Below are 23,473 nucleotides of genomic sequence, written 5' to 3'. Positions count from 1 at the left end.
CCAGGGCCCAGGGTGGGGATAATCCGTATAAAAAACGTACAGAGGGCTGCCATGGTGTCCTTCCATGTGCTCGGCCCGCTGGAGGCGTGGGCCGGAGTGCGGCCACTGCGCATCTCCGGCAGGAAGCCGCGCATGCTGCTGGCCACACTGCTTCTCGACGCCAACCACCTCGTCAGCGCGGACCTGCTGGCAGAGGTGCTGTGGGAACGCCCGCCCCGCTCGGCACAGGCGAACCTGCGCACCTACGCCAGCTCCCTGCGCTCGTCCCTCGGCGCGCGCATCCGCGCCGAGGGGTCCGGATACCTGATCGAGGTCGCTCCCCAGGATCTCGATCTGCTGCAGTTCGAGCGCCTGGTGGCGCGCCGCGACCCCGACTCGCTGGCCGCCGCGCTCGCGCTGTGGCGCGGCGCGCCGCTGGCCGACCTGCCCGACCACCCGCTGTGGACGCGCAGGCTCTCCCCCCTGCACGAGGTACGGCTGGCCGCCGCCCGCGAGCTGATCGACGCCCGCCTCGAACGAGGCGAGTACGGCGAGGCGGTCGCTCTGCTGCGCCCGCTGTGCGCCGAGCATCCCTTCCGCGAGGACCTGTGGGGGCAGCTCATGCTCGCCCTGCACTGGAGCGGGCGGCAGGCGGAGGCGCTGGCCTGCTACACCGCGATCAGGAGGCAGCTGGTCGCCGAGCTCGGCGTGGAGCCCGGAGCGGGGCTGCGCGAGGTGCAGGCCAGGGTGCTGGAGGGCGGCCCGCCGCCCGGAGCGGTCGCGGTCAGGGTGGCCGAGGCCGTCGCTCCCGTCCCGCGCCAGCTTCCCCCTGACGTTCCCGACTTCGTGGGCCGCGTCAGCGAGTCGGTCGCCCTCGCGGGCCCGTTCTCCCTGGCGGTGGTCTCGGGGGCGCCGGGGTCGGGCAAGAGCGCGCTGGCCGTCCACATGGCACACGCTCTGGCGGGCAGGTTCCCCGCGGGACAGCTGTTCCTCGGCCTGGCCGCCGCCGACCCCGCCGATCTGCTCGCCCAGGCGCTCAGGGCGATGGGCGCGACCTCGATCCCCTCCTCGGCCGCCGAACGCTCGGCCCTCTACCGCTCGATCCTCGCCGACCGTCCGATGCTGGTGGTGCTCGACGACGCGATGGACGCCTCGCAGGTGCGGCCGCTGCTGCCGGGCCCCGGCTCGGCGGTGATCGTGACCAGCAGGGCGAAGCTCACCTCGCTGCCCGGCGCGCTGCAGATCCACCTGGAGGCGCTGTCGAGGTTCGAGGCCGAGGACCTGCTGCGCAGGATCGTCGGCGAGGCCAGGACGGCGCGGGAGCCGGAGGCGACCACGGCGATCGCGCGGGCGTGCGGCTTCGTGCCGCTGGCCGTGCGGATCGCGGGGGCCAGGCTGGCGGCGCGGCCGGGCTGGTCGCTCGCGGTGTTCCAGAGCCGGCTCATGGACGAGAACCGCAGGATCGGAGAGCTGCGCATCGGCGACCTCGACGTCCGCACGGGCCTCGACCACAGCTACCGTGGCCTGCCGGAGGAGGCCGCGCGCACCCTGCACACCCTTGGCAGGCTGGGCGGCGCCGCGATACCCGGCTGGGTGGTCGACGCCGTGCTCGACAGGCACCGCGCGGACGACGTCACCGACGCCCTGGTGGACGCCGACCTGTTACGGCTGGTCGGCACCGACAGGCTCGGCCAGCCGCGCTACCAACTGCCCGACTTGGTCCGATGCCACGCGCTCGAACAGCGGCCCGATCCCGTCGCGCTCGCCAGGGTGGTCGCGGGATGGACGGCCACCACCGAGCTGGCCACGGCCAAGCTGCCCACCACGGTGTTCACGCTCAGCTCGGCCGCCGCGGAGCGCTGGTGGCTGCCGCGCGGCACCCTCGACATGCTCACCGCTGACCCGCTGGCCTGGTTCGAGGTCGAGCACGGGGCGCTGGAGGAGGCAGTGGGGCTGGCCGCGGCGGCCGGCATGGCGGAGCAGGCGTGGGGGCTGGCCGCCGCGATGGTTCCCTACCTCGACCTGCGCTGCCACTTCGACACCTGGCAGCGCACCCACCGCACCGCCCTGGCGGCCGCCAGGGTCGCGGGCGACATGTACGGCGAGGCCGCCATGCTCCGCGGTCTCGCGCAGGTCTGCCTCTACCAGGACCGCTACGCCGAGTCGGAGGAGATGTTCGCCCGCGCCCGCAGGGCCTTCCGCGAGCTCGGCGACACCAGGGCGGAGGCCACCTCCGTCTGCGGTCTCGGCGCCGTCGCGCAGTTCCGCGGCCGGCATCCCACGGCGCTGTCCCATTTCCGCCGGGCCCTGGCGATGTTCGACTCGATGAGCGACCTCAACGGCGAGGCCTATACCCGGCAGGCGATAGGGAGGGTCTGGCTGAAGTCGGGCGACCCCGTCCAGGCCGCGCACTGGCTGGGCCAGGCGCTGCGGCTGGCCAGGGAGCTCGGTGACGTCCACCGCGAGGGCTGCGTGTCGGTCCAGCTCGGCGGACACCACGTCGAGCGCGCGCTGGAGATCTTCGAAAGCCTCGGCGACCTGCACTGCGGCGCCTACGCCCTGCAGCGGCTGGCGGGGCTGCAGGCCGCGCGCGGCGACCTCGTCCCCGCCTCGACCGCGCTCGAACGCTCGCTGGCCGTCTTCAGGCGGCTCGGCGACCGCAGCGGGCAGGCGTCCTCGGCCGAGCTCCTCGGGGAGTTGTACCGCTCGGCGGGCAGGGCGGAGCTGGCCAGCGGCTATCTGAGCGAGGCGGTCGCGCTCAGGGGATCACTCGCCGCAGAAGGCGTCTGAGCCGTCCGTCCCGCGCGGGGGGCGGGGTGCCGTCGAGGGCGGCGAGCGCCTCGGCCGCGCTCGGCCGCTTGTCCGGGTCCGGGTGCACCATCTCGGCGAAGAGGCCGGGCGCGGCGTCGGGCAGCAGCTGGTGGGCGATCACGCCGGCGGCGTAGACGTCGGACGCCTCGGTCATCAGGTCGGGCCTGTCGTGGCACTCGGGGGCGACGTACTGGGCGTCGAGGACGTTGTTCAGCTCGTTGGCCACGGTGTAGGCCCTGGGCTCGTTGGCCACGGTGTAGGCCCTGGGCGCGCCCTTGGCGTAGTCGAAGCCGGTGAGGATCGCCTGGCCCGCCTCCGTGACCAGCACGGAGGCGGGGGTCAGCGCCCGGTGGACCACGCCGTGGGCGTGCACGTGCGCGAGGCCGGACAGCATGCCCTGCAGCGCCCCCTTGATCAGCTCGGTCCTGCGCTCCTGGAGCTGCAGGTGGAGCGCCCTGCCGCGGACGTCGTCCAGCACGAGCACGAACCTGCTCTCGTCGTCGATGGCGAAGAAGTCGCGCGACCTGACGACGGCGGGGTGGGCGGGGATCCTCGTCAGCGACTGGTAGGCGTTGGCGATGCGCTGCCGCTCGGCCGCCCGCTGCTCCTGGTCGGCGAGGGGGTCGGCCTGGTAGACGCGGAGCCGTACGGTCTCGCTGCCCGGCACGGTGGCGTTGAACGCGCGGTATTCGGTCACCTTGCTGTCGCCGCCGAGCCGTTCGGCCACCTCCCAGTTGCCGAACCTGGGCGGGGCGGTGCTGCGTCGCACGGTGGCGTTGAGCGCGTCGAGGATCTTCGGCAGGTACGGCTTGGTGTCGCGGGTGCCGCCCCGCCGTACCCTGCCGGGGTCGGCCAGGGCGGCGACGAGGGAGGGCAGGTAGGTGACGTTGACGGCCTCGCGACCCCCGGGGTCGACCAGCTCGGCGTCAGGGGAGGACAGCACGACCAGGCTGTCGACGTAGACGCGCTCCAGCTCGCGGTGCTTGTCGACGAGCAGGCCCTTCAGTGCCCTCGCGGTGCCGCGCAGCTTGACCACGGGCGAGCCGAACGCCTCCCTGCGCGGAGGGAACCAGCGCTGTCCCGACACCTCGATGCGGCCCCTGGTGCCCTTGACGTCGATGACCACGAGCGAGTGCCCGGTCAGGACGATGAGGTCCACCTCGAACAGATCGCCGCGGCGCGGGATCTCGATGTTGTGCAGCAGGAGCCAGTCGTGGGGCGCGTGGTCGCGGAGGTGGGCGATCACCCGCCGCTCGGCGTCGTTGACTGGACGTCCGCCGCCGACGATCTCTGCCATGGAGTCCATCCTTGCAGATTTTCGATTGACAACATGTTGTCGATATGACAAGATATTGCCATGAAGCGAATCGTTCACCTCGCCGTTTACGACACCCTCGCCGACTGGGAGACCGGATACGCCACCGCGCACGTGCGCGGCGAGCACTACGACATCGTCACCGTCGGCGAGAGCGCCGAGCCGATCACCACCATGGGCGGCTCGCGCATCCTGCCCGACATCACGCTCGACCAGCTCTCCGCGGCCGACAGTGCGATGCTGATCCTTCCGGGCGCGTCCCTCTGGGACGAGGGCGGCAACGGCGCCTTCGCGAAGAAGGCAGGCGAGTTCCTCGACGCGGGCGTGCCCGTCGCGGCGATCTGCGGCGCCGTCCCCGGCCTGGCCAGAGAAGGGCTGCTCGACGACCGCGACCACACCAGCGCCTTCCCCGGTTACGTGCAGGGCGACGGCTACAACGGCGCCGAGCACTACGTCGACGCCGACGCGGTGACCGACCGCGACCTCATCACCGCGGGGCCGACCGAGCCCGTGGCCTTCGCCAGGGAGGTCATGGCCAAGCTCGAGATCCTCGGCCCGGAGAAGCTCGACGCGTGGTTCAGGCTGTTCAAGTACAGCGACGCGTCGGCGGCCGAGGTGCTGATGGCGCCATGAGTGACCCGGGAGAGCTGTTGTCCGCTACCGCGCTGACGGCTTTCCGGCTCAACGGGCAGTTCATGGAGGTGGCGGAGGGGCTGGCCAGACCGGCCGGCCTCACCGCCACCTGGTGGCAGGTGCTGGGCGCGGTGCTGAAGGAACCGCTGCCGGTGGCGGGCATCGCCAGGGTGATGGGGATGACCCGCCAGGGGGTGCAGCGCATCGCGGACCTGCTGGTGGAGAAGGGGCTGGCGGAGTACCTGCCCAACCCGGCCCACCGCAGGGCCAAGCTGCTGCGGCCGACTCCCGACGGCATGATCGCGGTCAGGCGGATCAACCCCGGGCACCGGGAACTGGCCGAGCGGCTGGCCGCCGAGCTGGGCGAGGCCGAGTGGACCGCGGCCCTCCAGGCGCTGGGCAGGCTGTCGGCCGCACTCGACGCGATCGAGAAGGTCTAGGCGGCCGCCATGGCTTCGGCGCCGGGGCGCGGCCCGTTCCGCAGCACCGCGCGGTTGGGCAGGGCGAGCAGGGCGACGAGAGCGATCAGCGCGCCCGACACGCCCAGCCACGGGATCACGGTGGCGGCCGCGGAGGCGTGCGCGGCCCGCAGCCCGTGCAGGGGCGCGTCCGCGGCCACGACCGAGCCGTAGGCGGTGCCCGCGATCGCGAGCGCCACCGAGCCGCCGATCTGGCGGAAGAAGGTGAGGTTGGCCGAGGCGGTGCCGATGTGCTGCGGCGCCACCGAGGTCTGCACGGCGACGGTGAGACCCGAGAGCATCGGGCCCATGCCGAGGCCGATGAGCGCCATCCACGCCGCCAGCGCGAGGCTGGAGGTGCCGAGACCGAGGTTCGCGCACAGGAGCGAGCCGACGACCAGCAGGAACGGCGCGCCGACGAGGTAGGGCTTGTACCTGCCGCTCCTGGAGATGAGCGCGCCCATCGCGGCGCTGCCGATCACCATCGCGAGCATCAGCGGGTAGATCCGCAGGCCCGAGTCCGTGGCGCTGGCGCCGAGCGCCTCCTGGAAGTAGCGCGGAAGGAAGACCACGCCCGCGTACATGCAGAAGGCCGTGAAGAACGAGGTGAGGTTGACCAGGGTGTAGGTGCGGTCGGCGAACAGGTGGAGCGGCATGATCGGGTGCTCGGCCCGCCGCTCCACCAGGACGAACGCCACCAGCGCCACCAGCGCCCCGAGGATCGGGCCCGCGACGGCGGGGGCCGTCCACGTGTTGCCGTCGACGCCCTTCTCTGTCAGGCCGATGAGCAGGGCGCTGATCGCGACCGTGAAGACCGCGATGCCGAGGTAGTCGGGCTTGCCTCCGCCCGTGCCCTTCAGGTACGGCAGCCGCCAGGCGATGATCGCGATCAGCGCGATGCCGATCGGCACGTTCACGTAGAAGGCCCAGCGCCAGCTCGCGTGGTCGGTGAAGAGGCCGCCGAGGAACGGCCCGGCCAGATAGCTCAGCGCCATCACACCGCCGACGCTGCCCTGCACCCGGGCGCTCCGCTCGGGAGGGAACAGGTCGATGATCAAAGCGAGCGACAGTGGGAGCAACGCGCCGGCGCCGAGGCCCTGCAACGCCCTGAAGGCGATCAGCTGCGGCATGTCCTGTGCCAGGCCGCACAGCGCGGAGCCGACGAGGAAGAGCACCACGCCGATCAGGAGCAAGGGCTTGCGGCCGTGCTGGTCGGACAGCCTGCCGTACAGGGGAACGGTCACGGTGGAGGTCAACAGGTAGGCGGTGACGACCCAGGTGTACAGGTCGGTGCCGCCGAGTTCGGCGGTGATCTGCGGAAGCGCGGTGCCCACGATCGTCTGGTCGAGCATCGCCAGGAACATGCCGCCAAGGACGGCCAGGATCAGCAACATGCGTCGAGAGTGACATGTAAGAACTTACATGTCAAAGCTTAGTTATCATGGAGCCATGTCCCTACGGATCGCGCTCCTCGGCCTGCTGACGGCGGCCGGCCCCTCCAGCGGCTACGACCTGGCCAAATCGTTCGAGTCGTCGCTCAACTACGTCTGGCAGGCCAGCCACAGCCAGATCTATCCGGAACTGGTGAAGATGGCCTCCGACGGGCTCGTCACCGCCGACGCCGAGGGAGCGAGGGGCCGCAAGACCTACACGATCACTCCCGAAGGCGCCGACCAGCTGCGGGCATGGCTCAGGGAGCAGGCGCCGAGCCTCACGGTCAGGAGCGAGAGCGCGCTACAGGCGTTCCTGCTGCCGGTGCTCGCCCCGCAGGACGCGGTGGCGGTGCTCGAGCGCTTGCGGGAGCGGTACGTCAAGAAGTTGGAGGCGCTGGAGGCGCTGTGCGCCGACTCGTCGGCGGGCGAGAGGTTCGGACGTTACGCGCTCGACCACGGGATCAGGCACGTAAGGGCGACCGTGGCGTGGGCCGACGACACCATCGCCGACCTTCGCGCCCGGGGATGAGACCGGCGGCCTCAGGGCCGGATCACGTTCTCAGCCGGCCGGCCCGGGACTCCAGATAGCGTCGCTCGGCGATGCTGGCGGTTGACTTCGCGGCGCGCCGGTAGTGCTCGTACGCCCTTGCCGTGTCGCCGGTCTTCTCCAGCAGATGCGCCCGTACGGACAGCAGCCGGTGATGCCCGGCCATCCGCTGGTCACTGTCCAATGTGGACAGCAGGGCCAGCCCGGCCTGCGGGCCCTCGGTCTCGGCGAGCGCGATCGCCCTGTTGAGGGTGACCATCGGGTTGGGCGCGATCCGTTCCAGGACCAGGTAAAGGGCATGCACCTGCGGCCAGTTGGTCTCCTCGGCCGTGGCCGCGTCGGCGTGCGTGGCGGCGATGGCGGCCTGCAGCTGGTACGGCCCCAGCGACGGGCCGGCCAGCGACGCCTTGACCAGCTCGGTGCCCTCGTCGACCAGCCCGCGGTCCCACTTCGTGCGGTCCTGCTCGTCCAGCGGCACCAGGTCGCCGGCCGCCGTCGTCCGTGCCTCCCGGCGGGCGTGGGTCAGCAGCATCAGCGCGAGCAGCCCGGTCACCTCGCCGTCCTCGGGCAGCTGCGCGTGCACCATCCTGGCCAGCCGGATGGCCTCGTGCGCGAGGTCGGCGCGGTGCAGCTCGCTGCCAGAGGAGGCGGTGTAGCCCTCGTTGAAGATCAGGTAGAGCACGTGCAGGACGACCCCCAGCCGCTCCTCGCGCTCCGCGCCGTCCGGCAGGCTGAACGAGCTGCCGGCGGCCTTGATGCGCTGCTTGGCCCGGCTGATCCTGGCCGCCATCGTGGCCTCCGGCACCAGGAACGCGCGGGCGATCTCGGCCGTGGTCAGGCCGCCGACCGCCCGCAGCGTCAGGGCGGTCTGGGAGGCCGCGGTCAGCGTCGGATGGCAGCACAGGAACAGCAGGACGAGCGTGTCGTCGGTGTCCGGTACGTCCTCGGGCACCACTTCGGTTGCCGTCGCCGACTCCCGCTCGCGGCGCGCGTGGTCACTGCGCATCTGGTCGATGAGCCGCCGGGAGGCGACAGTAACCAGCCAGCCGCGCGGATTGTCCGGCACTCCCTCGGCCGGCCACTGCACGGTGGCGGCGAGGACGGCCTCCTGCACGGCGTCCTCACACCCTTCGAACTGCTCGTGCCGACGTACCAACGTGCCGAGGACCTGCGGCGTGAGCTCACGCAGCAGGTCCTCGATGGCTGGTGCTGTCATGCCTCCAATTGTCCGTCAGCGAACATCACCTGCCGCACCTCGATCCCCAGCCCCTCGATCGCGGCGTCCGGGATCTGCGCTGCCAGCTCGATCGCCCGCTCCTTGTTCTCGCAGTCGATCAGGTAGAAGCCGCCCAGATACTCCTTGGACTCCAGGAAAGGCCCGTCGGTCACCACCGGCTGGCCGTTGCGTACGGACACCACGGCGGCCTGTGACGGGTCGACCAGCGCCTGCGTGGTGATCAGCTCGCCGGACCTCTTCAGCGCCTCGATGAACGCGCCGTGGCCGTGGCCGATCCCCGCCTTCTCCTCGTCGGTCAGCGCGTCCAGCACCGCCGGGTTGATGTGCATGCTGATCAGGAACTTCATCCTGTACTCCTCGTGGTTCGCGAGCCCCGGCCGGGCCCTTCGAGTGGTGGTCGGAGCCGCCGCCGTCGTCTTGACATCCTCCGCCGGAGAATTCGCATGAGTTTTCCGCGATCGCCTCGCCCGGCCCGCGAGGTCGTCATACCCGGCGACGCCCCACCGTGGCAGACGCGCGAGATTTCCCGTACCGATGTCAAGAACCTCCCGGCGGCTCCGACCAACCGGCGAAACGTCGAGAGAACAGGGAGTTTCGGATATGCGAGTCAACCGGGCATGGCTGGGACTGGTCGTCCTGGCGCTGCCGACATTGCTCGTCGCGATAGACACGACGGCGTTGCTCCTCGCGCTCCCACAGCTGAGCGCCGACATGGGTGCCACCAACGTCGAGCAGCTGTGGATCAGTGACAGCTACGGATTCATGGTGGCCGGCATGGTCATCACGATGGGGACGCTCGGTGACCGGATCGGCCGCCGACGGCTGCTGATGATCGGCGCGGCGGCGTTCGCGCTGCTGTCGGTCGTGGCCGCCTTCGCGACCGACCCACTGATGCTGATCGTCGCGCGCGCGCTGCTGGGCGTCGCCGGCGCGACCCTGGCGCCGTCCACCCTTGCCTTGATCACGAACATGTTCCGCGACGAACGGCAGCGCGGGCAGGCCATCGCGATCTGGGCGACCTGCCAGTTCACCGGCGGCGCGCTCGGCCCCGTACTCGCCGGATTCCTGCTCCAGCACTTCTGGTGGGGATCGGTGTTCCTGGTCGCCGTGCCGGCGATGGGGTTGCTGCTGCTCGCAGGGCCGGTCCTGCTGCCGGAGTTCCGCAGCGACCGGGCCGGCCTGCTGGATCCGGCCAGCGTCGGGCTGTCGCTCGTGTCGGTGCTGTCGATGGTGTACGGCGTCAAGCAGCTGACCGTCGAGAGCGTGCCGGTCGTGCCTGCGGTGGCCCTCGTCGCAGGCGCGGCCGTCGGAGCGCTGTTCGTGCGCCGGCAACTGCGGCTGGAGACGCCGCTGCTGGACCTGCGGCTGCTCCGCAACCGCCCGTTCACGGCCGTCCTCGTCGCGCTGGTCTTCGCCGGCATCGCCATGGCCGGTACGGGCCTGCTGGTGACCCAGTACCTGCAGAGCGTCCTGGGCTTCTCGCCCATCGTGTCGGCGATGCTGTTCGCGCCCATGGGACTGGGCGTGGCGGTCGGCACCATGGCCGCGCCGGCGCTGGCTCGGCGGATGAGGCAGACGACCGCGATCGCCGGCGGGCTGGTGGGGTCGGCGCTGGGCAGCCTGCTGCTGGTCGGCGTCGGCGGTGCGGGCGCCCTGCCGCTGGTGATGATCGGCATCGCCGTGCTGGCGCTGGGCACCGGCCCGCTGTTCGCGCTGGGCACCGGGCTGGTCGTCGGGTCCGTACCGCCGGAGCGCGCCGGTTCGGCGGCGTCGATGTCGGAGACCGGCAACTACTTCGGCGGTTCGCTCGGCTTCGCGCTGATCGGTGTGGTGGCCGCAGTGGTCTACCGCAGCCGGATGGACGGCACGTCCGACTCGCTGTCCGGCGCGGTCGCCGCCAGCCGGCACCTTCCCGCGGACCAGGGCGCGCAACTGCTGGACGCCGCGCGGGAGGCGTTCACCGCCGGCCTGCACGTCACCGGCGTCGTCGCCGCGGTCATCTTCGCCGGGCTGGCCGTACTGGTCCTGACCATGCGCCCGGCGACCAGGACCGGCCCGGTCGCACTCCCTGACCGCGAGGCGACCCGCTCATAGAACCCTGCCGAGGCCGACGTCGTGGTCGTCATATCCGAACGCGGCACTCCATGGTCACCTCCACGCATGACGAGCTGACCTACGGGATTCGCGAAACGCGCTCCAGCCTGGCGGGGTCGGGCCAGCGCACGCCGTACGCCCATCCGGCCAGCTCGAACCAGCGGATCAGCCTGGCGCTCGGGTCGAGCTGTCCTCTCAGCACTCCGTGCCTGGCGCAGGTCGGCTCCACGTGGTGCCAGTTGTGCCAGCCCTCGCCGAGCGTGAGCATCGCCACCCACCGCACGTTCGACGAACGGTCCCGCGTCGCGAACGGCCTGTCGCCGAAGGTGTGGGCGATCGAGTTGACCGACCAGGTGACGTGGTGCACGACCGCGTAACGCACCAGGCCGCCCCAGAACAGCGCGGTCCACGCGCCCGTCCACGACATCGACCACAGCCCGCCCGCCACCGCGGGCAGCGCGAACGACAGCGCGGCGACCGCGGGATACCAGGCGTCGAACCGGCGCACGTCGGGGTCGGCCAGCAGGTCGGGCGCCCAGTGCCGGCGGTTCGAGCGCCTTCGCGCGGTGAAGAACCAGCCGACGTGCGCGTGCGCCATCCCTCGCAGCAGCGCCAGGCCGCTCTCGCCGTACCGCCACGGGGAGTGCGGGTCCCCCTCCCTGTCGGCGTACTTGTGGTGGCGGCGGTGCTCGGCCGACCACAGCGTGACCGGGCCCTCGACCGCCATCCCTCCGGCGAGCATGAGTGCGATCCGCAACGGCCTGCGGCACCTGAACGCCCTGTGGGTGAAGAGCCGGTGGTAGCCGATCGCGATCCCGAAGATGCTGACCAGATACATCACCACCGCGATCACCACATCGCGGACGCCGATTCCCCACCCCCACGCGGCGGGCACGGCGAGCGCCACGAGCAGCAGCGGAAGGACCACGAGGACGACCAGATAGGCGGTGCGGCGGCCGGTGCCGACCGCGACGGTCTCCGGGTTCACGCCCTCATTCAAGAGTCGTGCTCGCTGGTCACGGCAGTTGCTTTCCAGTGACGGATCAGTCACTCATGGGAGTCAAAACACTCCACGGAGTAGCCATCGGGATCGGTTGTCACCCTGTGGCTACATAGCGTCATGGGCCATCTGGAGAAGTACGACGACGTGCTGGCTCGCGACCCGATGGCCGCGTTCGGCCTGGTCCGCGAGTGGATGCGGACCGAATGGCGGGAGCTGTTCGCCGAGTTGCGCGAGCGACGCCCCGTCTTCGTCACCCCCGTCTTCACGGTCGTGACCCGCTTCGCGGACGTCACCGAGGTGCTCTCCCTGGAGGAGGTGTTCAGCGTCCGCGCCTTCGGGCCGCGGCTCGACGCCGCGCTCGGCGGCGCGTTCATGCTCGCCAGGGACGGCACCGCGATGAACTGGCGGGAGAAGGGGCTCATGCAGTACCTGCTCGACCCCGACGACGCGGCCGAGGTGCGGGCCATGGCGGGCCGCCTGGCCGACGAGGCGCTCGACGCGGCCGCGCCGAACGGGAAGATCGAGGTGGTCCACGAGCTGTTCAGGCCGGTGGCCCTCGGGGTGTGCGCGGAGTACTTCGGCTTTCCAGGGCCCGACGCCGCGACCCTGTCGCGGTGGTCGAGGACCATCATCGCCGACTGCTTCGCCAACTACCTCGGCGACCCCGCCATCCAGGCCGCCTCGGTCGAGGCGGGCACCCAGATGATCGCCCACCTGCGCGAGCAGCTCGCCCTGCGACGATCGGGGGAGGCGCGGTCGGGCGACGTGTTCTCCAGGCTGGCTGCCACCGGCTGCGACGACGAACGAATTCTGATCAACATGGCGGGGCTGCCGCTCGGGTTCGTGGAGAGCGCCCCGGGCGCGATGGTCGAGGCGACGGAGCAACTGCTGCTGCGGCCCGAGGTGCTGTCCCAGGCCGTCCACGACGACGACTTCGACCGCTACGTGTGGGAGGCGCTGCGCTTCAACCCGTTCTTCAAACTGCTCCCCAGGATCTGCGAGCGCGACCACGAGCTGTCGGGCACGTTGATCCCGGCCGGCACCTTCGTCCTCGCGGCCGCCGCCTCCGCGATGTTCGACGCCGACGTGCTGGCCGAGCCCGAGTCGTTCCGCCTCGACCGCCCCCGTCACCACCAGCTGTTCTTCGGCCACGGCCATCACGCGTGCGTGGGCGTGCATCCGGCCAGGGTGGTGATCTGCGAGGCCGTACGGCGGCTGCTGCGGCGCCCCGGCGTCCACGTGATCGAGGGCGTGGCCCGCTCCAACGGGATCTTCCCCGATCGGTTCGTCCTCGGGCTGGAAGCCTGATGACGGCGCGGAGCATCGCCACAGACGGAGCCGCCAACCGGCTCAGGTTCCTCGCCCTGACCAGCGCGCGGCCGTTCTGGGACCTGGCGCAGACCATCCAGCCCCTACGACGGCGCCTCAACGCCACACTGATCGACCACGCCGTCCGCGAGATGCCGCCCAGGCCGGAGCCGCTCAGCACGATGGCCGACTACACGTCGTGGGCCTCGCTGACCGACCGCACCTACAGCGGCAGGCACGTGCCCCCCTCCGGCGGGACCGAGGGCAGGCCCACCCCCGAGCGCGCGGCCGACCTGTTCGCCAGGGGCGAGCGGATGATCCCCTGCCCCCGCTCCACTGTGCTGTTCGCCTACTTCGCCCAGTGGTTCACCGACGGCTTCCTGCGCGGCGACACCGCCACGCCCCGCGACCCCCGCAAGAACTCCTCCAACCACCACATCGACCTCAACCAGGTGTACGGCCTGCACGAGGCGGCGACGGCCGCGCTGCGCACGTTCGACGGCGGGCGGCTCAAGAGCCGGCTGATCGACGGCGGCGAGTTCCCGCCCCAGCTCTGCGAGAACGGCAAGATCAAGCCGGAGTTCGCCCCGCTGAGCGTGATCCGCTTCGACGAGCTCACCGACGCGCAGCGCGGCACCCTGTTCGCCACCGGCAGCGACCGGGGCAACATCCAGATCGGCTTCACCATGCTGACCGTGCTGTTCCTGCGCGAGCACAACAGGGTGGCCACGGTCCTCGCCGAGCACTACCCGGGCTGGGACGACGAGCGGCTGTTCCAGACCGCGCGCAACATCCTCATCGTTCTGCTGATCAAGCTGGTGGTCGAGGAGTACATCAACCACATCACCCCCTACCACTTCAGGTTCACCCTCGACCCCCGGCTGTCGACCCGCCTCGCCCACGCGCCATGGCAGCGCGAGAACTGGGCGTCGGTGGAGTTCAACCTGGTCTACCGGTGGCACAGCCTGATCCCCTCCACCCTGGCGGTGGGCGGGCGCGACCTGCCGATGGCCGAGACCCTGCTCGGCGGGCGGCTGATCCCCTCGGCGGGGCTCGGCAGGCTCCTCGAGGAGGCCTCCAGGCAGCGGGCGGGCAGGATCGGCCTGTTCAACACCGACCCGATCCTGCGGGAGGTGGACGTGGCCAGCATCGCCGACTCCCGCGCGCTCGACCTGGCGCCGTACAACAGCTATCGAGAGCACTGCCGCTTTCCTCGCGTGCGCGGATTCGAGCAGGTGACGGGGGACGCGAAGGTCGCCGACGCGCTGCGGTCGCTCTACAGGGGAGTGGACGACCTCGACCTGTACGTCGGGCTGTTCGCCGAGGAGCCGGGATCGCCCGACGCGATCCTGCCGCCGCTGCTGACGAAGATCATCGCGATCGACGCCTTCTCGCAGGCGCTGACGAACCCGCTGCTCGCGCCCCGGGTCTTCAACGCGGCCACGTTCTCACCCCAGGGGCTGCGGATCATCGGCAGCACCCGGAGCCTGTCGGACGTCGTGCGCAGGAACACCCCCGAGGATCCTCGCCCTCGCTACATCAGCATGACCCGCCTGGACCGCCCGTGAGCGACCCCACCCCTCCCGACCACCACCCCGGGCCGTCCGTCTCCGAAGGGCATGCTGTCTCCGAGGACGATGCGGTCTCCGAGGGGCATGCCGTCTCCGATGGACCCGCCGTCTCCGAAGGCCCTGCCGTCTCCGAGGACCATGCGGTCTCCGAGGGCTCGGCCGCCACCGGGGCGGGAGCGTCCGGCGTTCCGGAGGGCGGCTCCTCCCACGTGCGGGAAGAGGGCCGTGCGGCGGCAGCCGCCGGATCGGCGGCGCTCAGGGCCGCCGCCTGTGACCTCGTCGACGTCGGGATCCTCATCCACGAGGCGGCGGCCCATGCCACCGCGGCCCTCACCGACAGGGCCGTTCTCGCCGCCCTTCCACGCTCCCTCGCCACAGGCTGCCTGACCCAGCGCGCCCTGCTCAGGACCGTCACCCATGCCGAAGGGCTCGGCTACGCCATCACAGGAAGCCGCCTGGCCGCCCTCGCCGCCAAGGCCGGCGCCATGGCGGGCGCCGAGAGCCTCGCCGTCCGCGTCCTGGCCACCTCCCTGCGCCTGCGGATCACCGCGGTGACCCTCGACCACCCCGAACTGGCGGCCGACCCCATGCTCGGCAGGCTCATCCAGGCCGCCGCCGAGGACCGCGACCTCGAAGCGCTCCGCTCGCTGCGCGCCCTGCTCAAGGACAGGGGCGCGGTGCGCACGCTCAGCGCGCTCGCGCCCGTCTTCGGCGAGGTCCTCGCGTTGCGCGCCCTCCTGGACGAGAACCCGCTCAACGACGCCACCGCCTGGCTGATCGCGACCGGCAGGGGCTTCGCCACCGCCGACCCGATCACCGGCATGAGCAACAGGGCCGTCGCCGTGCTCGACACGGGGGAGGGCGCCGCCCGCCGCGTCGAGCCGGGCGTGCCGCTGAACGACCAGGGGTCGCTGCTCGCCTTCCTCGGCAACATCAGCGCGCTCGGTACGAAGGGCAGAGTGCTCATCCAGAGCGTCGAGGGTCCCGACGGGGTGGTGCGCCACGTCGTCCAGGCGCCCGGCATGCGGGCGGGCACGCCCGACAACGACTCGCCCCAGGACCTGCTGGGGGCGTTCAGCAGCGCGGTCCTCGACAGCAGCCCCTACAGCCGCGCCCTGGCCAGGGCCGTCGAGGACTACGACATGCCCGAGGGCGCCGAGATGGCGCTGATCGGTCACAGCGCGGGCGGCGCCGCGATCATGAACCTCGCGCAGGACCCCGGCTTCTGCGCCCGCCACACCGTCACCCACGCCGTCGCCGTCGGCGCGCCGATCGACTTCAAGAAGCCGGCGGACCCGCGCACGTGGGTCGCCAGCGTCACCAACCAGCACGACATCATCCCGACCCTCGACGGCCAGGGCGCGGGCGGCTGCTTCGACCTGCATCCCGACTGGTACGTGGTCGACTACTTCGACGCCACTCACCTGTTCCCGCTCTGCCACAGCATCGAGCACTACATGGCCAACCTGGCCGACGACCTTCCTGAGGCGAGGGCGACGATCGACGAGCGGCTCGCGCCGTACCGGGGGAGGGTGGTGCGGTCGCAGGCCTACCTGCTGTTCGACCGCGTGCCGTACCCCGAGGGCTTCCCGTTCCTGACGGTGCCGACCCGCAGCGAGGGTACGGCCGAGCTCCCCGTCAGGTGCCAGGAGGGCAGCGCGTTCACGGCGTACTTCGCCGCCGACGCGGTCGCGGCGGCCGAGCTGCTCCAGGGGAGCGGGCTCGGCCCGGCTGCCGGGTTCGGCGGGCGGGCGCTCGTGGCGCTGCACGTGGCGTGGAACCGGCGGACCAGCGTGGGCGCCTACCGAGAGCTCCACCTCGGGGTCGTGCTGCCCGACCCGTGGCGGCGCGGCTGGGCCGACCTGTTGCGGGCGGCGGACCGCAGGCGCTCGGGATGGTTCACTGTCGCGTCGGCGGTGGACCGAGCCGACGTCGCCTCCATGGTGGCGCGGCTGTGGGGCGGCGTGCCGTACGAGCTGCCCATGCGGGTCGGGCTGACGGGCGGCGCGGTGAACGTCTCGGTCGGTGACCTGCTCAGCGTGCGCGGGCGCCTCGGCCCCTGGGTGCCGCTCGGCGACCGCGACCTGGTCGGCTACGCGCGCGACGGCGGCACCGTGCTGCGCTCCTGCGTGCGCACCCGCGGCAGGGGCAGGGCTCATCCGGCGCCGGGGGCGCGACTGGGCGTCGCGCTGCGGTCGCACCCGCTGGCCGACGCGTTCCGCCGGCTGGGTCTCGATGGGGCCCGCCCTCTGCTGTGCCTGACGTCCCATGCCCGCCGGACGCTCACGGACGTGGCCGTGCCCGTTCTCATCACCTGACACGAAGGAGCGGAATGCCGGCGGTACCCGAAGTGATCGCGGCCCATGCGATGGTCCTGCGGAGCGACGCCCGCGCGCTGGCCGAGTGCGCGGAGCGGCTGCGAGAGATCGAGGCCAAGTTGGAGGAGGCGGGAGCGGCGCCGCCCTGGCTGCGCCAGTCGGTACGCGCGCACCTCGCCGCCTGTGCCGCGGCCTCCGCGGACCTGACGGAGGCCGCGGCCTGGCTGTGCCGCTACGCGGCCGTCACGCAGCCTCATGCACGGCACGCGCCGCGCTGAGCCCCGATTCCAGAGCCCCCTCGATCCAGGCGTGCCAGAGCGAGCAGTGTTCCCCCGCGAAGTGGACCCTGCCCTCTGGCGCGATGATCGCCTCGTGCAGGCTGGTCTGCTGGTGGGGCTCGAAGAGCGCGAACGCCCCCGCCGCGTAGGGGTCGTCGTACCAGGCGTGCGAGAGCCCGAACTCGAAGTGGTCGTGGATCTCCGGGTGGATCTTGGCGACGTCCTCGAGCGCCTGCTCGACCCGCTTCTGCGGTGACATCGCCCCCCACCGCAGAGCGTCCTGGCCCCAGGTGTAGCTGGCCAGCAGCACCGAACGCTCCTCCTCCCGCGTCTGGTGGGAGGGGTAGCAGATGCGCCTGATCGGCAGGTCGGTGACCGTGGTGCCGCCGACGATGCCGTCGCTCGACTCCCAGAACGGCCGCCGCACCTGGAAAAGGATCTTGGTGGAGGCGTTGTAGTTCAGCTCGCGGATGGCGCGCTGCTTGCGGCGGGAGAAAGCGGGGTTGGTCTCGATGTCGCGCAGCACCGAGAACGGGATCGTGCAGATGGCGTGGTCCCCGGTGATCGCCGTCCTGCCCGAGCCTGTCCTGACGTGCAGGGTGACCGACGAGCCGTCCTGCTCGATGGCGGTGACCTCGTGTCCGAACCTGATGTGGTGCCTGAGCTCCCTGTAGAAGGCGGTCGGCAGCAGGTCGCTGCCGCCCTCGATCTCCTGCATGTCCTCGAACGCCCGCCCGATGATCTCGCGGAACTGCTCGATGACGGCCGCGTTGAGGTTGGCCTCCCTGAAGCTCATGACGCCGTAGAGCTCGATGGCGCCCTCGGAGAAGCCGCGTTCGCGCAGGAAGCCGCGGATGGAGTAGCGGTCGTACTCGGCGCAGATCCGGTCGAGCGCGTTCTCTCCCTCCTGCGCGTACAGGTCGTGGATCTCCTGCGTGGCCGTGCGCCAGAGATCCTCGTAGGACCTGCCGCGCTCGTGGTCGGCCAGCTCGAAGTCGATGATCGCCGGGTCGGCGTTCAGCTGGGCCATGGTGGTCCTGACGCCCTGGATGTAGGCCAGGGTCCGGGGATTGCCCATCACGAACGGCCGCAGCCGCAGGCCGAACCGCTCGCAGTAGGCCAGCGTGAGGTCGTGCACGCGCGGGATCCGCATCGCGCCCGCCTCGGCGTACAGGCCTGGCGCGAAGCCGCGCAGGGTGAGCACCCTGCCGCCGACTCGTTGCTGGGCCTCCAGGACGATCGGCTCGTGGCCCTGCCGCATCAGCTCGTAGGCGGCGACGAGGCCGGCCATGCCGGCGCCGATGACGAGCACGCGCTTGCGTGCCGTACCGCCGCCGCCGAGTCCGCGCCGGGCGGTGGCGACCAGTTCGGCGGGCACGCGGAGCCGGTGGCCGGGTTCGGGTCTGGCGAAGGCGCCGTCGGGGACGGGGGACGCGTTGGTCGGGGGGATCGACATGACTGTGATGCTTCCCGCCCCGACGGCTCGCACAACGTCGCTGACCTGCGGAAATATCGCGCATATCGCCGCAGTGGCGACTTGTCGGGCGGCGGATTCGCTATGTTCGGGATGTGTCCATTCATGCCGTGCTGGCGGAGGTCGGCCCGAGGCTCAGACGGCTGCGCACGGACAGGGGCGTCACGCTGACCGCGCTGTCCGAGGCGACGGGGATCTCCAAGAGCACGCTGTCGCGCCTGGAGTCCGGCCTGCGCCGGCCGACCCTGGAGCTCCTCCTCCCGATCGCCCAGGCGCACCAGGTGCCCCTGGACGAGCTCGTCGGCGCGCCCGAGGTCGGGGACCCCCGCGTCCGCATCGCCCCGCGGCAGGCGCACGGCATGACCGTCCTGCCGCTGACCCGCCAGCCAGGCGCGATCCAGGCGTTCAAGCTGGTCATCCCGGTCAGGCGGGCGACACCCGAGCCGCGCACGCACGAGGGCTACGAGTGGCTCTACGTCCTGTCGGGACGGCTGCGCCTCCTGGTCGGCGAGCACGACCTGATCCTGCACGCAGGGGAGGTCGCCGAGTTCGACACCCGCCTGCCGCACTGGTTCGGCAGCGCGGGAGACGGGCCCGCCGAGGTGCTCAGCCTGTTCGGCAGCCAGGGCGAGCGCATGCATGTCAGAGCGAAGCCCGAGCGCTGACCGCCCGGACCTTCGGCCGCCGGGGTCAGGGCAGGCGGCCGACGGAGGCGAGCGCCTGCTTCAGCAGCACGCCCTGCCCACCGATCATCTCTTGCTGCACCATCGGCGACGCCGCCTCCTCGGGCGTGAACCAGACCAGGTCGAGCGCGTCCTGCCGCGGCCTGCAGTCACCGATCACGGGGACGATGTAGGCGAGCGACACCGCGTGCTGGCGCGGGTCGTGGTACGGCGTGACGCCGGCCGTCGGGAAGTACTCCGCCACCGTGAACGGCTGGGGCGAGGCGGGGATGTGCGGCAGTGCCACGGGCCCGAGGTCCTTCTCCAGGTGGCGCATCAGCGCGTCACGGATCCGCTCGTGGTGCAGGACCCGCCCGGAGACCAGCGCCCTGCTGACCTCGCCGTCGGCGGAGATGCGCAGCAACAGGCCGACATGGGTGACCACTCCGGTGTCGTCGACCCGTACGGGGACGGCGTCGACGTAGAGGATCGGCATCCGTCCGCGCATCGACTCCAGCTCGTCCGGAGCAAGCCACCCAGGCACGGTTTCGGTATTTTCGATCATTCGCTGATGGTACTTCCCCCTGGTCGCCGTGGAGGGAAGGACGCGGCGTGAGTCAGTGAAGCTCCCGATGGGCGAAGACACGCCCGAGCCTATGGAACGGAAGGCTTTATTCTGATAGAATTGGAACAGAACAAGCCGTTCCGTTCAGGAGGAGCATCACATGACCGAGATCCGCCCCTTCCGCGTCGAGGTTCCGCAGGCCGACCTGGACGACCTTCAGGCACGGCTGGCGCTGACCCGCTTCACCGACCAGATCCCCGGCAGCGACTCGGAGTACGGCGTGAGCGTCGCGTGGGTCAAGGAGATGGTCGACTACTGGCGCAGCGGCTACGACTGGCGCGCGTGGGAGACGAAGCTGAACGCCCACCCGCAGTTCACCACCGAGATCGACGGGCAGAACATCCACTTCGTCCACGTCCGCTCGGCCAAGCAGGACGCGCTGCCGCTGATCCTCACGCACGGCTGGCCCGGCACGGTGGTGGAGTACCTCGACGTGATCGAGGACCTCTCCCGCGACTTCCACCTCGTCATCCCCTCACTGCCCGGCTTCGGCTTCTCCGGGCCGACGACCGAGAAGGGCTGGAACAGGTACAGGACCGCCAAGGCATGGGCCGAGCTGATGGCCCGCCTGGGCTACGAGCGCTACGGCGTGGTCGGCAACGACGGTGGTTCGCTGGTCTCGCCCGAGGTCGGCAGGGTCGACCCCGAGCACGTGGTCGCCGTGCACGTCACCCAGATCTTCTCCTTCCCCACCGGCGACCCCGCCGAGCTGCAGGACCTGACGGAGGACGAGCAGGCGGCGATGCGGCACCTGCAGTGGTTCTGGGAGAACATGGGCGCCTTCAACCAGCTCCAGTCGCAGTCTCCGCAGACCCTGGCCCACGCGATCGCCGACTCGCCCTCGGGGCTGCTCGGCTGGATGGGGCAGCTCATCGGGGGACACCTCGACCGGGACTTCACGCTGACGAACATCGCGATCCACTGGTTCTACGGCACCGCGGGCTCGTCGATCCGGTTCTACTACGAGGACGCGAAGGCCGAGCACCCGACCGAGCCGACCACGGTGCCGATCGGCCTGGCGGGCTTCGCCAACGACTTCCAGTCGATCCGCCGCTTCGCCGAGCGCGACCACAAGAGCATCGCGCAGTGGAACACCTACGACGTCGGCGGCCACTACGCCGCGCACGAGGTGCCCGAGGTGCTGGCCGGTGACGTCCGCGCCTTCTTCGCCGGGCGTAGCTGACCTCGGAGGCGGAAGGGGGTCGTGGGACGCCACGGCCCCCTTCGCCGTAGGATTCCTGCGGTCAAACCGCCACAAATGCCTCCATGCGGCGAGATTCCTGTTATCCCGTCGGTCCGGACACGTCTCCGTCTCCGAGCGAAGGGACAACACGTGCACCGGCTCGGGCCGGGGTGAGGTCTTCGTGCCGGAGTCCTCGTCGGGGCCCCGGGGGTCGACGCGCCCGCGGCAGTCGTCGCCTTCACGGGTGCTCCCGCCGCGGCGTTCACCGTCTCGTACGCGTTGCCCGCTCCGCCGAAGAGGAGGATCCCGGCGACGACCGTCGCCGTCGCGCCCGCTCCCGCCGCCAGGAGCCTGCCCCGCCCGCTGTGGTTCTGGTGCATGCAAGTCGCTCTCTCTCATGTGCGCCGGTCGGTCCGGCGCATGGGAGATCGGGCGGCGAGGCGGCGATAACGGATTCTGCGCAGATTTGTTGGATCACTCGCTTCTGGTCCGCCACACCGCCAGTGACGTCAGGAGCGTGAGCAGCGCCCCGAACCACAGGACGCCGGTGATGGCCACCACGTCGGCGACGACGCCGCCCAGCAGCGCCCCCAGCGCGATGGCCAGGTTGAACACCGAGGTGTTCAGCGCGGTGGCGGCCTCCGTCGCGTCGGGCGCGCCCTTGAAGATCCACGTCTGTACGGCCACGGGCACCCCGCCGAAGACGAGGCCCCACAGGATCAGCAGCGCCGACCCGGTGAGCGGGCTCCCCCCGAGGAGCGGGAACAGCGCCAGGATCGCCGCGAGCGCGACGCCGAGCATGATGATGGTCTTCCTGATGTCGCGTGAGGCTCCGGCCCCCGCGATGAAGGTGCCGACCACGCCGGCGACCCCGAAGGCGAGCAGCAGCGGGCTGATCAGGCTCTCGCTGACGCCCGAGATGTCCTGAAGGATGGGGCTCACGAAGGTGAAGGCGGCGAAGTGGCCGCTCACCAGGAGGAACGTCGAGAGCACCGCGGTCCTGACGACGGGGTTGCGGAACTGCAGGGGCAGCTCGCGCAGCCGTACGGGCTCGGTGGCGGGCAGGCGCGGCAGCAGCAGCCACAGGCCCGCGACCACGAGCAGGCCGAGCGCGCCGACGGCGGCGAAGGCCACGCGCCAGTCGGTGAGCCCGCCGATCAGCGTGCCCGCGGGGACGCCGAGCACGTTGGCCGCCGTCGCCCCTCCGAAGGCCAGCGAGGTCGCGCGGGGCACGTGCCTGTCGGGCACCAGCCGTACCGCGATGCCGGCCGCCAGCGCCCAGAACCCGCCGATGCTGATCCCGACGAGGAAGCGTGAGGCGAGCAGGACGGCGAAACCCGGCGCGAAGGCCGACAGCGCGTTCGCCAGGACCATGAGGCCGAGCAGGCCGATGAGCACCACCCGCCGGTCCAGACGGCGGATGGCCACGGGCAGGAGGGGCGCGACGGCCGAGGCGACCAGGCCCGGCACGGTGACCATGAGGCCGGCGGTGCCTTCGCTCACGCCGAGGTCGCCGCCGATGGAGGTGAGCAGGCCCACGGGCAACTGCTCGACGGTCACGACGGAGAAGGTCCCCACCGCGACGGCCACGACGCCCAGCCAGGTCTTCAGTGATACCCGTTCGTCGGGATGGGCTGTGGTGGTCATGAGGACTTCCTGCTCAGGGTCTGGCCGGCGACGAGCGCGCCGAGCGCGATGGCGAAGCCGGCGATCTGCCAGCCGGTGAGGGTCTGCCCGAGCACCAGCAGACCGGCCAGCGTGGCGACCAGGGGGTTGGTGAGGCCGAGCAGGGAGACGGAGGTGGGCGCGAGGGCATCGATGCCGCGGAACCAGAGGGCGTAGGCCAGGGCGGTGCCGATGATGCCCAGGTAGGCGAAACCGAGGAGGTTCTGTCCTGTGAAGGTGGAGGGCAGGCCCTCTGCCGCGAGCGTGAGCGGCGCCAGGACGAGCCCGCCGATGGTGAGCTGCCAGCCGGTCATGACCAGAGGCGACTCGGGCTGCCCCCACTTCTTGGTCAGGACGATGGCCGCTCCCATGAGCGAGGTGGCCAGCAGCATGGCGCCGATGCCGAGCGGGTCGAGGCGGGCCTGCGCGGTCAGGGTCAGCAGGGCCACGCCGCCAGTGCCCGCCACAGCGGCGTACAGCACGGCGCGGGCCGGCCTCGACCGCAGGATCACCATCGACAGCAGCGCCACGACCAGCGGCTGGACCGAGCCGATCGTGGACGCGACCCCACCGGGCAACCGGTAGGCGGCGAAGAACAGCAAGGGGAAGAAGGCGCCGAAGTTGAGCATGCCGAGCACCGTGGCCTTCCACCACCACGAACCGCGAGGCAAGCGACGCGTCATGGCCAGCAACACCAGGCCCGCCGGCAACGCTCTCAAGGTCGCGGCCAGCAGTGGCCTGTCCGGCGGCAACAGCGTCGCCGTGACCACATAGGTGGTTCCCCAGCTCACGGGAGCGAGCGCGGCCATGGCCAGGTCGCTCGTGTAGCGGGTGCGCGCGATCGGCGGAGCCTCGATCGTGGTCACATCGATCACCTCT

At 71.2% G+C, this 23,473-nt stretch carries 20 protein-coding genes; 11 read left to right on the top strand and 9 right to left on the bottom strand.

Going from position 1 to position 23,473, the window contains the following annotated elements:
* The first annotated feature begins 51 nt into the window (after positions 1-51).
* Entirely contained in the window at positions 52-2,769 is a 2,718-nt protein-coding gene (locus ACFSKW_RS24300) for an AfsR/SARP family transcriptional regulator (RefSeq protein WP_379574685.1), read from the top strand.
* Here ACFSKW_RS24300 and mads6 read toward each other — a convergent pair.
* Complete coding sequence (mads6, locus tag ACFSKW_RS24295; RefSeq protein WP_379574684.1) at positions 2,738-4,087, bottom strand: methylation-associated defense system protein kinase MAD6; 1,350 nt, start codon at positions 4,085-4,087, stop codon at positions 2,738-2,740. The genes ACFSKW_RS24300 and mads6 overlap by 32 nt on opposite strands.
* 60 nt (positions 4,088-4,147) lie before the next feature.
* On the opposite strand from mads6, the gene ACFSKW_RS24290 reads away from it, so the two are divergent.
* On the top strand, positions 4,148-4,738 hold the full coding sequence (locus tag ACFSKW_RS24290) for a DJ-1/PfpI family protein (RefSeq protein ID WP_379574683.1): 591 nt from the start codon (positions 4,148-4,150) through the stop codon (positions 4,736-4,738).
* Positions 4,735-5,178 carry a MarR family winged helix-turn-helix transcriptional regulator gene (locus ACFSKW_RS24285; protein ID WP_379574682.1) on the top strand — a complete coding sequence of 148 codons (444 nt, stop codon included), beginning with the start codon at positions 4,735-4,737 and terminating at the stop codon, positions 5,176-5,178. Before ACFSKW_RS24290 ends, ACFSKW_RS24285 begins: the two co-directional genes overlap by 4 nt.
* Here the strand turns inward: ACFSKW_RS24285 and ACFSKW_RS24280 are convergent.
* Positions 5,175-6,590, bottom strand: a complete 1,416-nt coding sequence (locus tag ACFSKW_RS24280) for an MDR family MFS transporter (RefSeq protein WP_379574681.1) — start codon at positions 6,588-6,590, stop codon at positions 5,175-5,177. The two genes, ACFSKW_RS24285 and ACFSKW_RS24280, sit on opposite strands and share 4 nt — an antisense overlap.
* A gap of 55 nt (positions 6,591-6,645) precedes the next feature.
* Here ACFSKW_RS24280 and ACFSKW_RS24275 point away from each other — a divergent pair, with 55 nt between their 5' ends.
* Positions 6,646-7,158: a PadR family transcriptional regulator gene (locus ACFSKW_RS24275; protein ID WP_379574680.1), complete on the top strand. Its 513-nt coding sequence runs from the start codon at positions 6,646-6,648 to the stop codon at positions 7,156-7,158.
* A gap of 22 nt (positions 7,159-7,180) precedes the next feature.
* On the opposite strand, the gene ACFSKW_RS24270 is transcribed toward ACFSKW_RS24275, so the two are convergent.
* On the bottom strand, positions 7,181-8,392 hold the full coding sequence (locus tag ACFSKW_RS24270; protein ID WP_379574679.1) for an RNA polymerase sigma factor: 1,212 nt from the start codon (positions 8,390-8,392) through the stop codon (positions 7,181-7,183).
* Complete coding sequence (locus tag ACFSKW_RS24265; RefSeq protein WP_379574678.1) at positions 8,389-8,760, bottom strand: YciI family protein; 372 nt, start codon at positions 8,758-8,760, stop codon at positions 8,389-8,391. Before ACFSKW_RS24265 ends, ACFSKW_RS24270 begins: the two co-directional genes overlap by 4 nt.
* Before the next feature lie 253 nt (positions 8,761-9,013).
* Between ACFSKW_RS24265 and ACFSKW_RS24260 the strand changes: the two genes are divergently transcribed.
* Positions 9,014-10,507: an MFS transporter gene (locus ACFSKW_RS24260; RefSeq protein ID WP_379574677.1), complete on the top strand. Its 1,494-nt coding sequence runs from the start codon at positions 9,014-9,016 to the stop codon at positions 10,505-10,507.
* Positions 10,508-10,586: 79 nt separating this feature from the next.
* Here ACFSKW_RS24260 and ACFSKW_RS24255 read toward each other — a convergent pair whose 3' ends face one another.
* Entirely contained in the window at positions 10,587-11,495 is a 909-nt protein-coding gene (locus ACFSKW_RS24255) for an acyl-CoA desaturase (protein WP_379574676.1), read from the bottom strand.
* A 132-nt stretch (positions 11,496-11,627) separates the two neighbouring features.
* Between ACFSKW_RS24255 and ACFSKW_RS24250 the strand changes: the two genes are divergently transcribed.
* Genes ACFSKW_RS24250 through ACFSKW_RS24235 form a run of 4 tightly spaced genes read left to right on the top strand, consistent with a single transcriptional unit; the run spans position 11,628 to position 16,985 of the window.
* Positions 11,628-12,818: a cytochrome P450 gene (locus ACFSKW_RS24250; protein WP_379574675.1), complete on the top strand. Its 1,191-nt coding sequence runs from the start codon at positions 11,628-11,630 to the stop codon at positions 12,816-12,818.
* Positions 12,818-14,386: a peroxidase family protein gene (locus tag ACFSKW_RS24245; RefSeq protein ID WP_379574674.1), complete on the top strand. Its 1,569-nt coding sequence runs from the start codon at positions 12,818-12,820 to the stop codon at positions 14,384-14,386. Before ACFSKW_RS24250 ends, ACFSKW_RS24245 begins: the two co-directional genes overlap by 1 nt.
* Positions 14,383-16,707, top strand: coding sequence for a hypothetical protein (locus tag ACFSKW_RS24240; RefSeq protein WP_379574673.1), 2,325 nt, complete (start codon positions 14,383-14,385; stop codon positions 16,705-16,707). Before ACFSKW_RS24245 ends, ACFSKW_RS24240 begins: the two co-directional genes overlap by 4 nt.
* 14 nt (positions 16,708-16,721) lie before the next feature.
* On the top strand, positions 16,722-16,985 hold the full coding sequence (locus ACFSKW_RS24235) for a hypothetical protein (RefSeq protein WP_379574672.1): 264 nt from the start codon (positions 16,722-16,724) through the stop codon (positions 16,983-16,985).
* On the opposite strand, the gene ACFSKW_RS24230 is transcribed toward ACFSKW_RS24235, so the two are convergent.
* Positions 16,951-18,441 carry a flavin monoamine oxidase family protein gene (locus tag ACFSKW_RS24230; protein WP_379574671.1) on the bottom strand — a complete coding sequence of 497 codons (1,491 nt, stop codon included), beginning with the start codon at positions 18,439-18,441 and terminating at the stop codon, positions 16,951-16,953. The genes ACFSKW_RS24235 and ACFSKW_RS24230 overlap by 35 nt on opposite strands.
* 113 nt (positions 18,442-18,554) lie before the next feature.
* Here ACFSKW_RS24230 and ACFSKW_RS24225 point away from each other — a divergent pair, with 113 nt between their 5' ends.
* Positions 18,555-19,124, top strand: a complete 570-nt coding sequence (locus ACFSKW_RS24225) for a helix-turn-helix domain-containing protein (RefSeq protein WP_379574670.1) — start codon at positions 18,555-18,557, stop codon at positions 19,122-19,124.
* A gap of 25 nt (positions 19,125-19,149) precedes the next feature.
* On the opposite strand, the gene ACFSKW_RS24220 is transcribed toward ACFSKW_RS24225, so the two are convergent.
* The gene (locus ACFSKW_RS24220) at positions 19,150-19,686 is read right to left on the bottom strand and encodes an NUDIX hydrolase family protein (protein ID WP_379574669.1); all 537 of its coding nucleotides are present in this window, start codon (positions 19,684-19,686) and stop codon (positions 19,150-19,152) included.
* 160 nt (positions 19,687-19,846) lie between these two features.
* On the opposite strand from ACFSKW_RS24220, the gene ACFSKW_RS24215 reads away from it, so the two are divergent.
* Positions 19,847-20,929, top strand: coding sequence for an epoxide hydrolase family protein (locus ACFSKW_RS24215; RefSeq protein ID WP_379574668.1), 1,083 nt, complete (start codon positions 19,847-19,849; stop codon positions 20,927-20,929).
* Between the two features lie 474 nt (positions 20,930-21,403).
* Here ACFSKW_RS24215 and ACFSKW_RS24210 read toward each other — a convergent pair whose 3' ends face one another.
* Positions 21,404-22,576: an MFS transporter gene (locus ACFSKW_RS24210; protein ID WP_379574666.1), complete on the bottom strand. Its 1,173-nt coding sequence runs from the start codon at positions 22,574-22,576 to the stop codon at positions 21,404-21,406.
* Complete coding sequence (locus tag ACFSKW_RS24205; protein ID WP_379574665.1) at positions 22,573-23,460, bottom strand: EamA family transporter; 888 nt, start codon at positions 23,458-23,460, stop codon at positions 22,573-22,575. Before ACFSKW_RS24205 ends, ACFSKW_RS24210 begins: the two co-directional genes overlap by 4 nt.
* Between the last annotated feature and the right edge of the window lie 13 nt (positions 23,461-23,473).

Source organism: Nonomuraea mangrovi (assembly GCF_042681425.1).
Classification (GTDB): Bacteria; Actinomycetota; Actinomycetes; order Streptosporangiales; family Streptosporangiaceae; genus Nonomuraea; species Nonomuraea mangrovi.
Note: the sequence above shows the minus strand (reverse complement) of the source record. Positions and strands in the feature narration are given on the sequence as shown.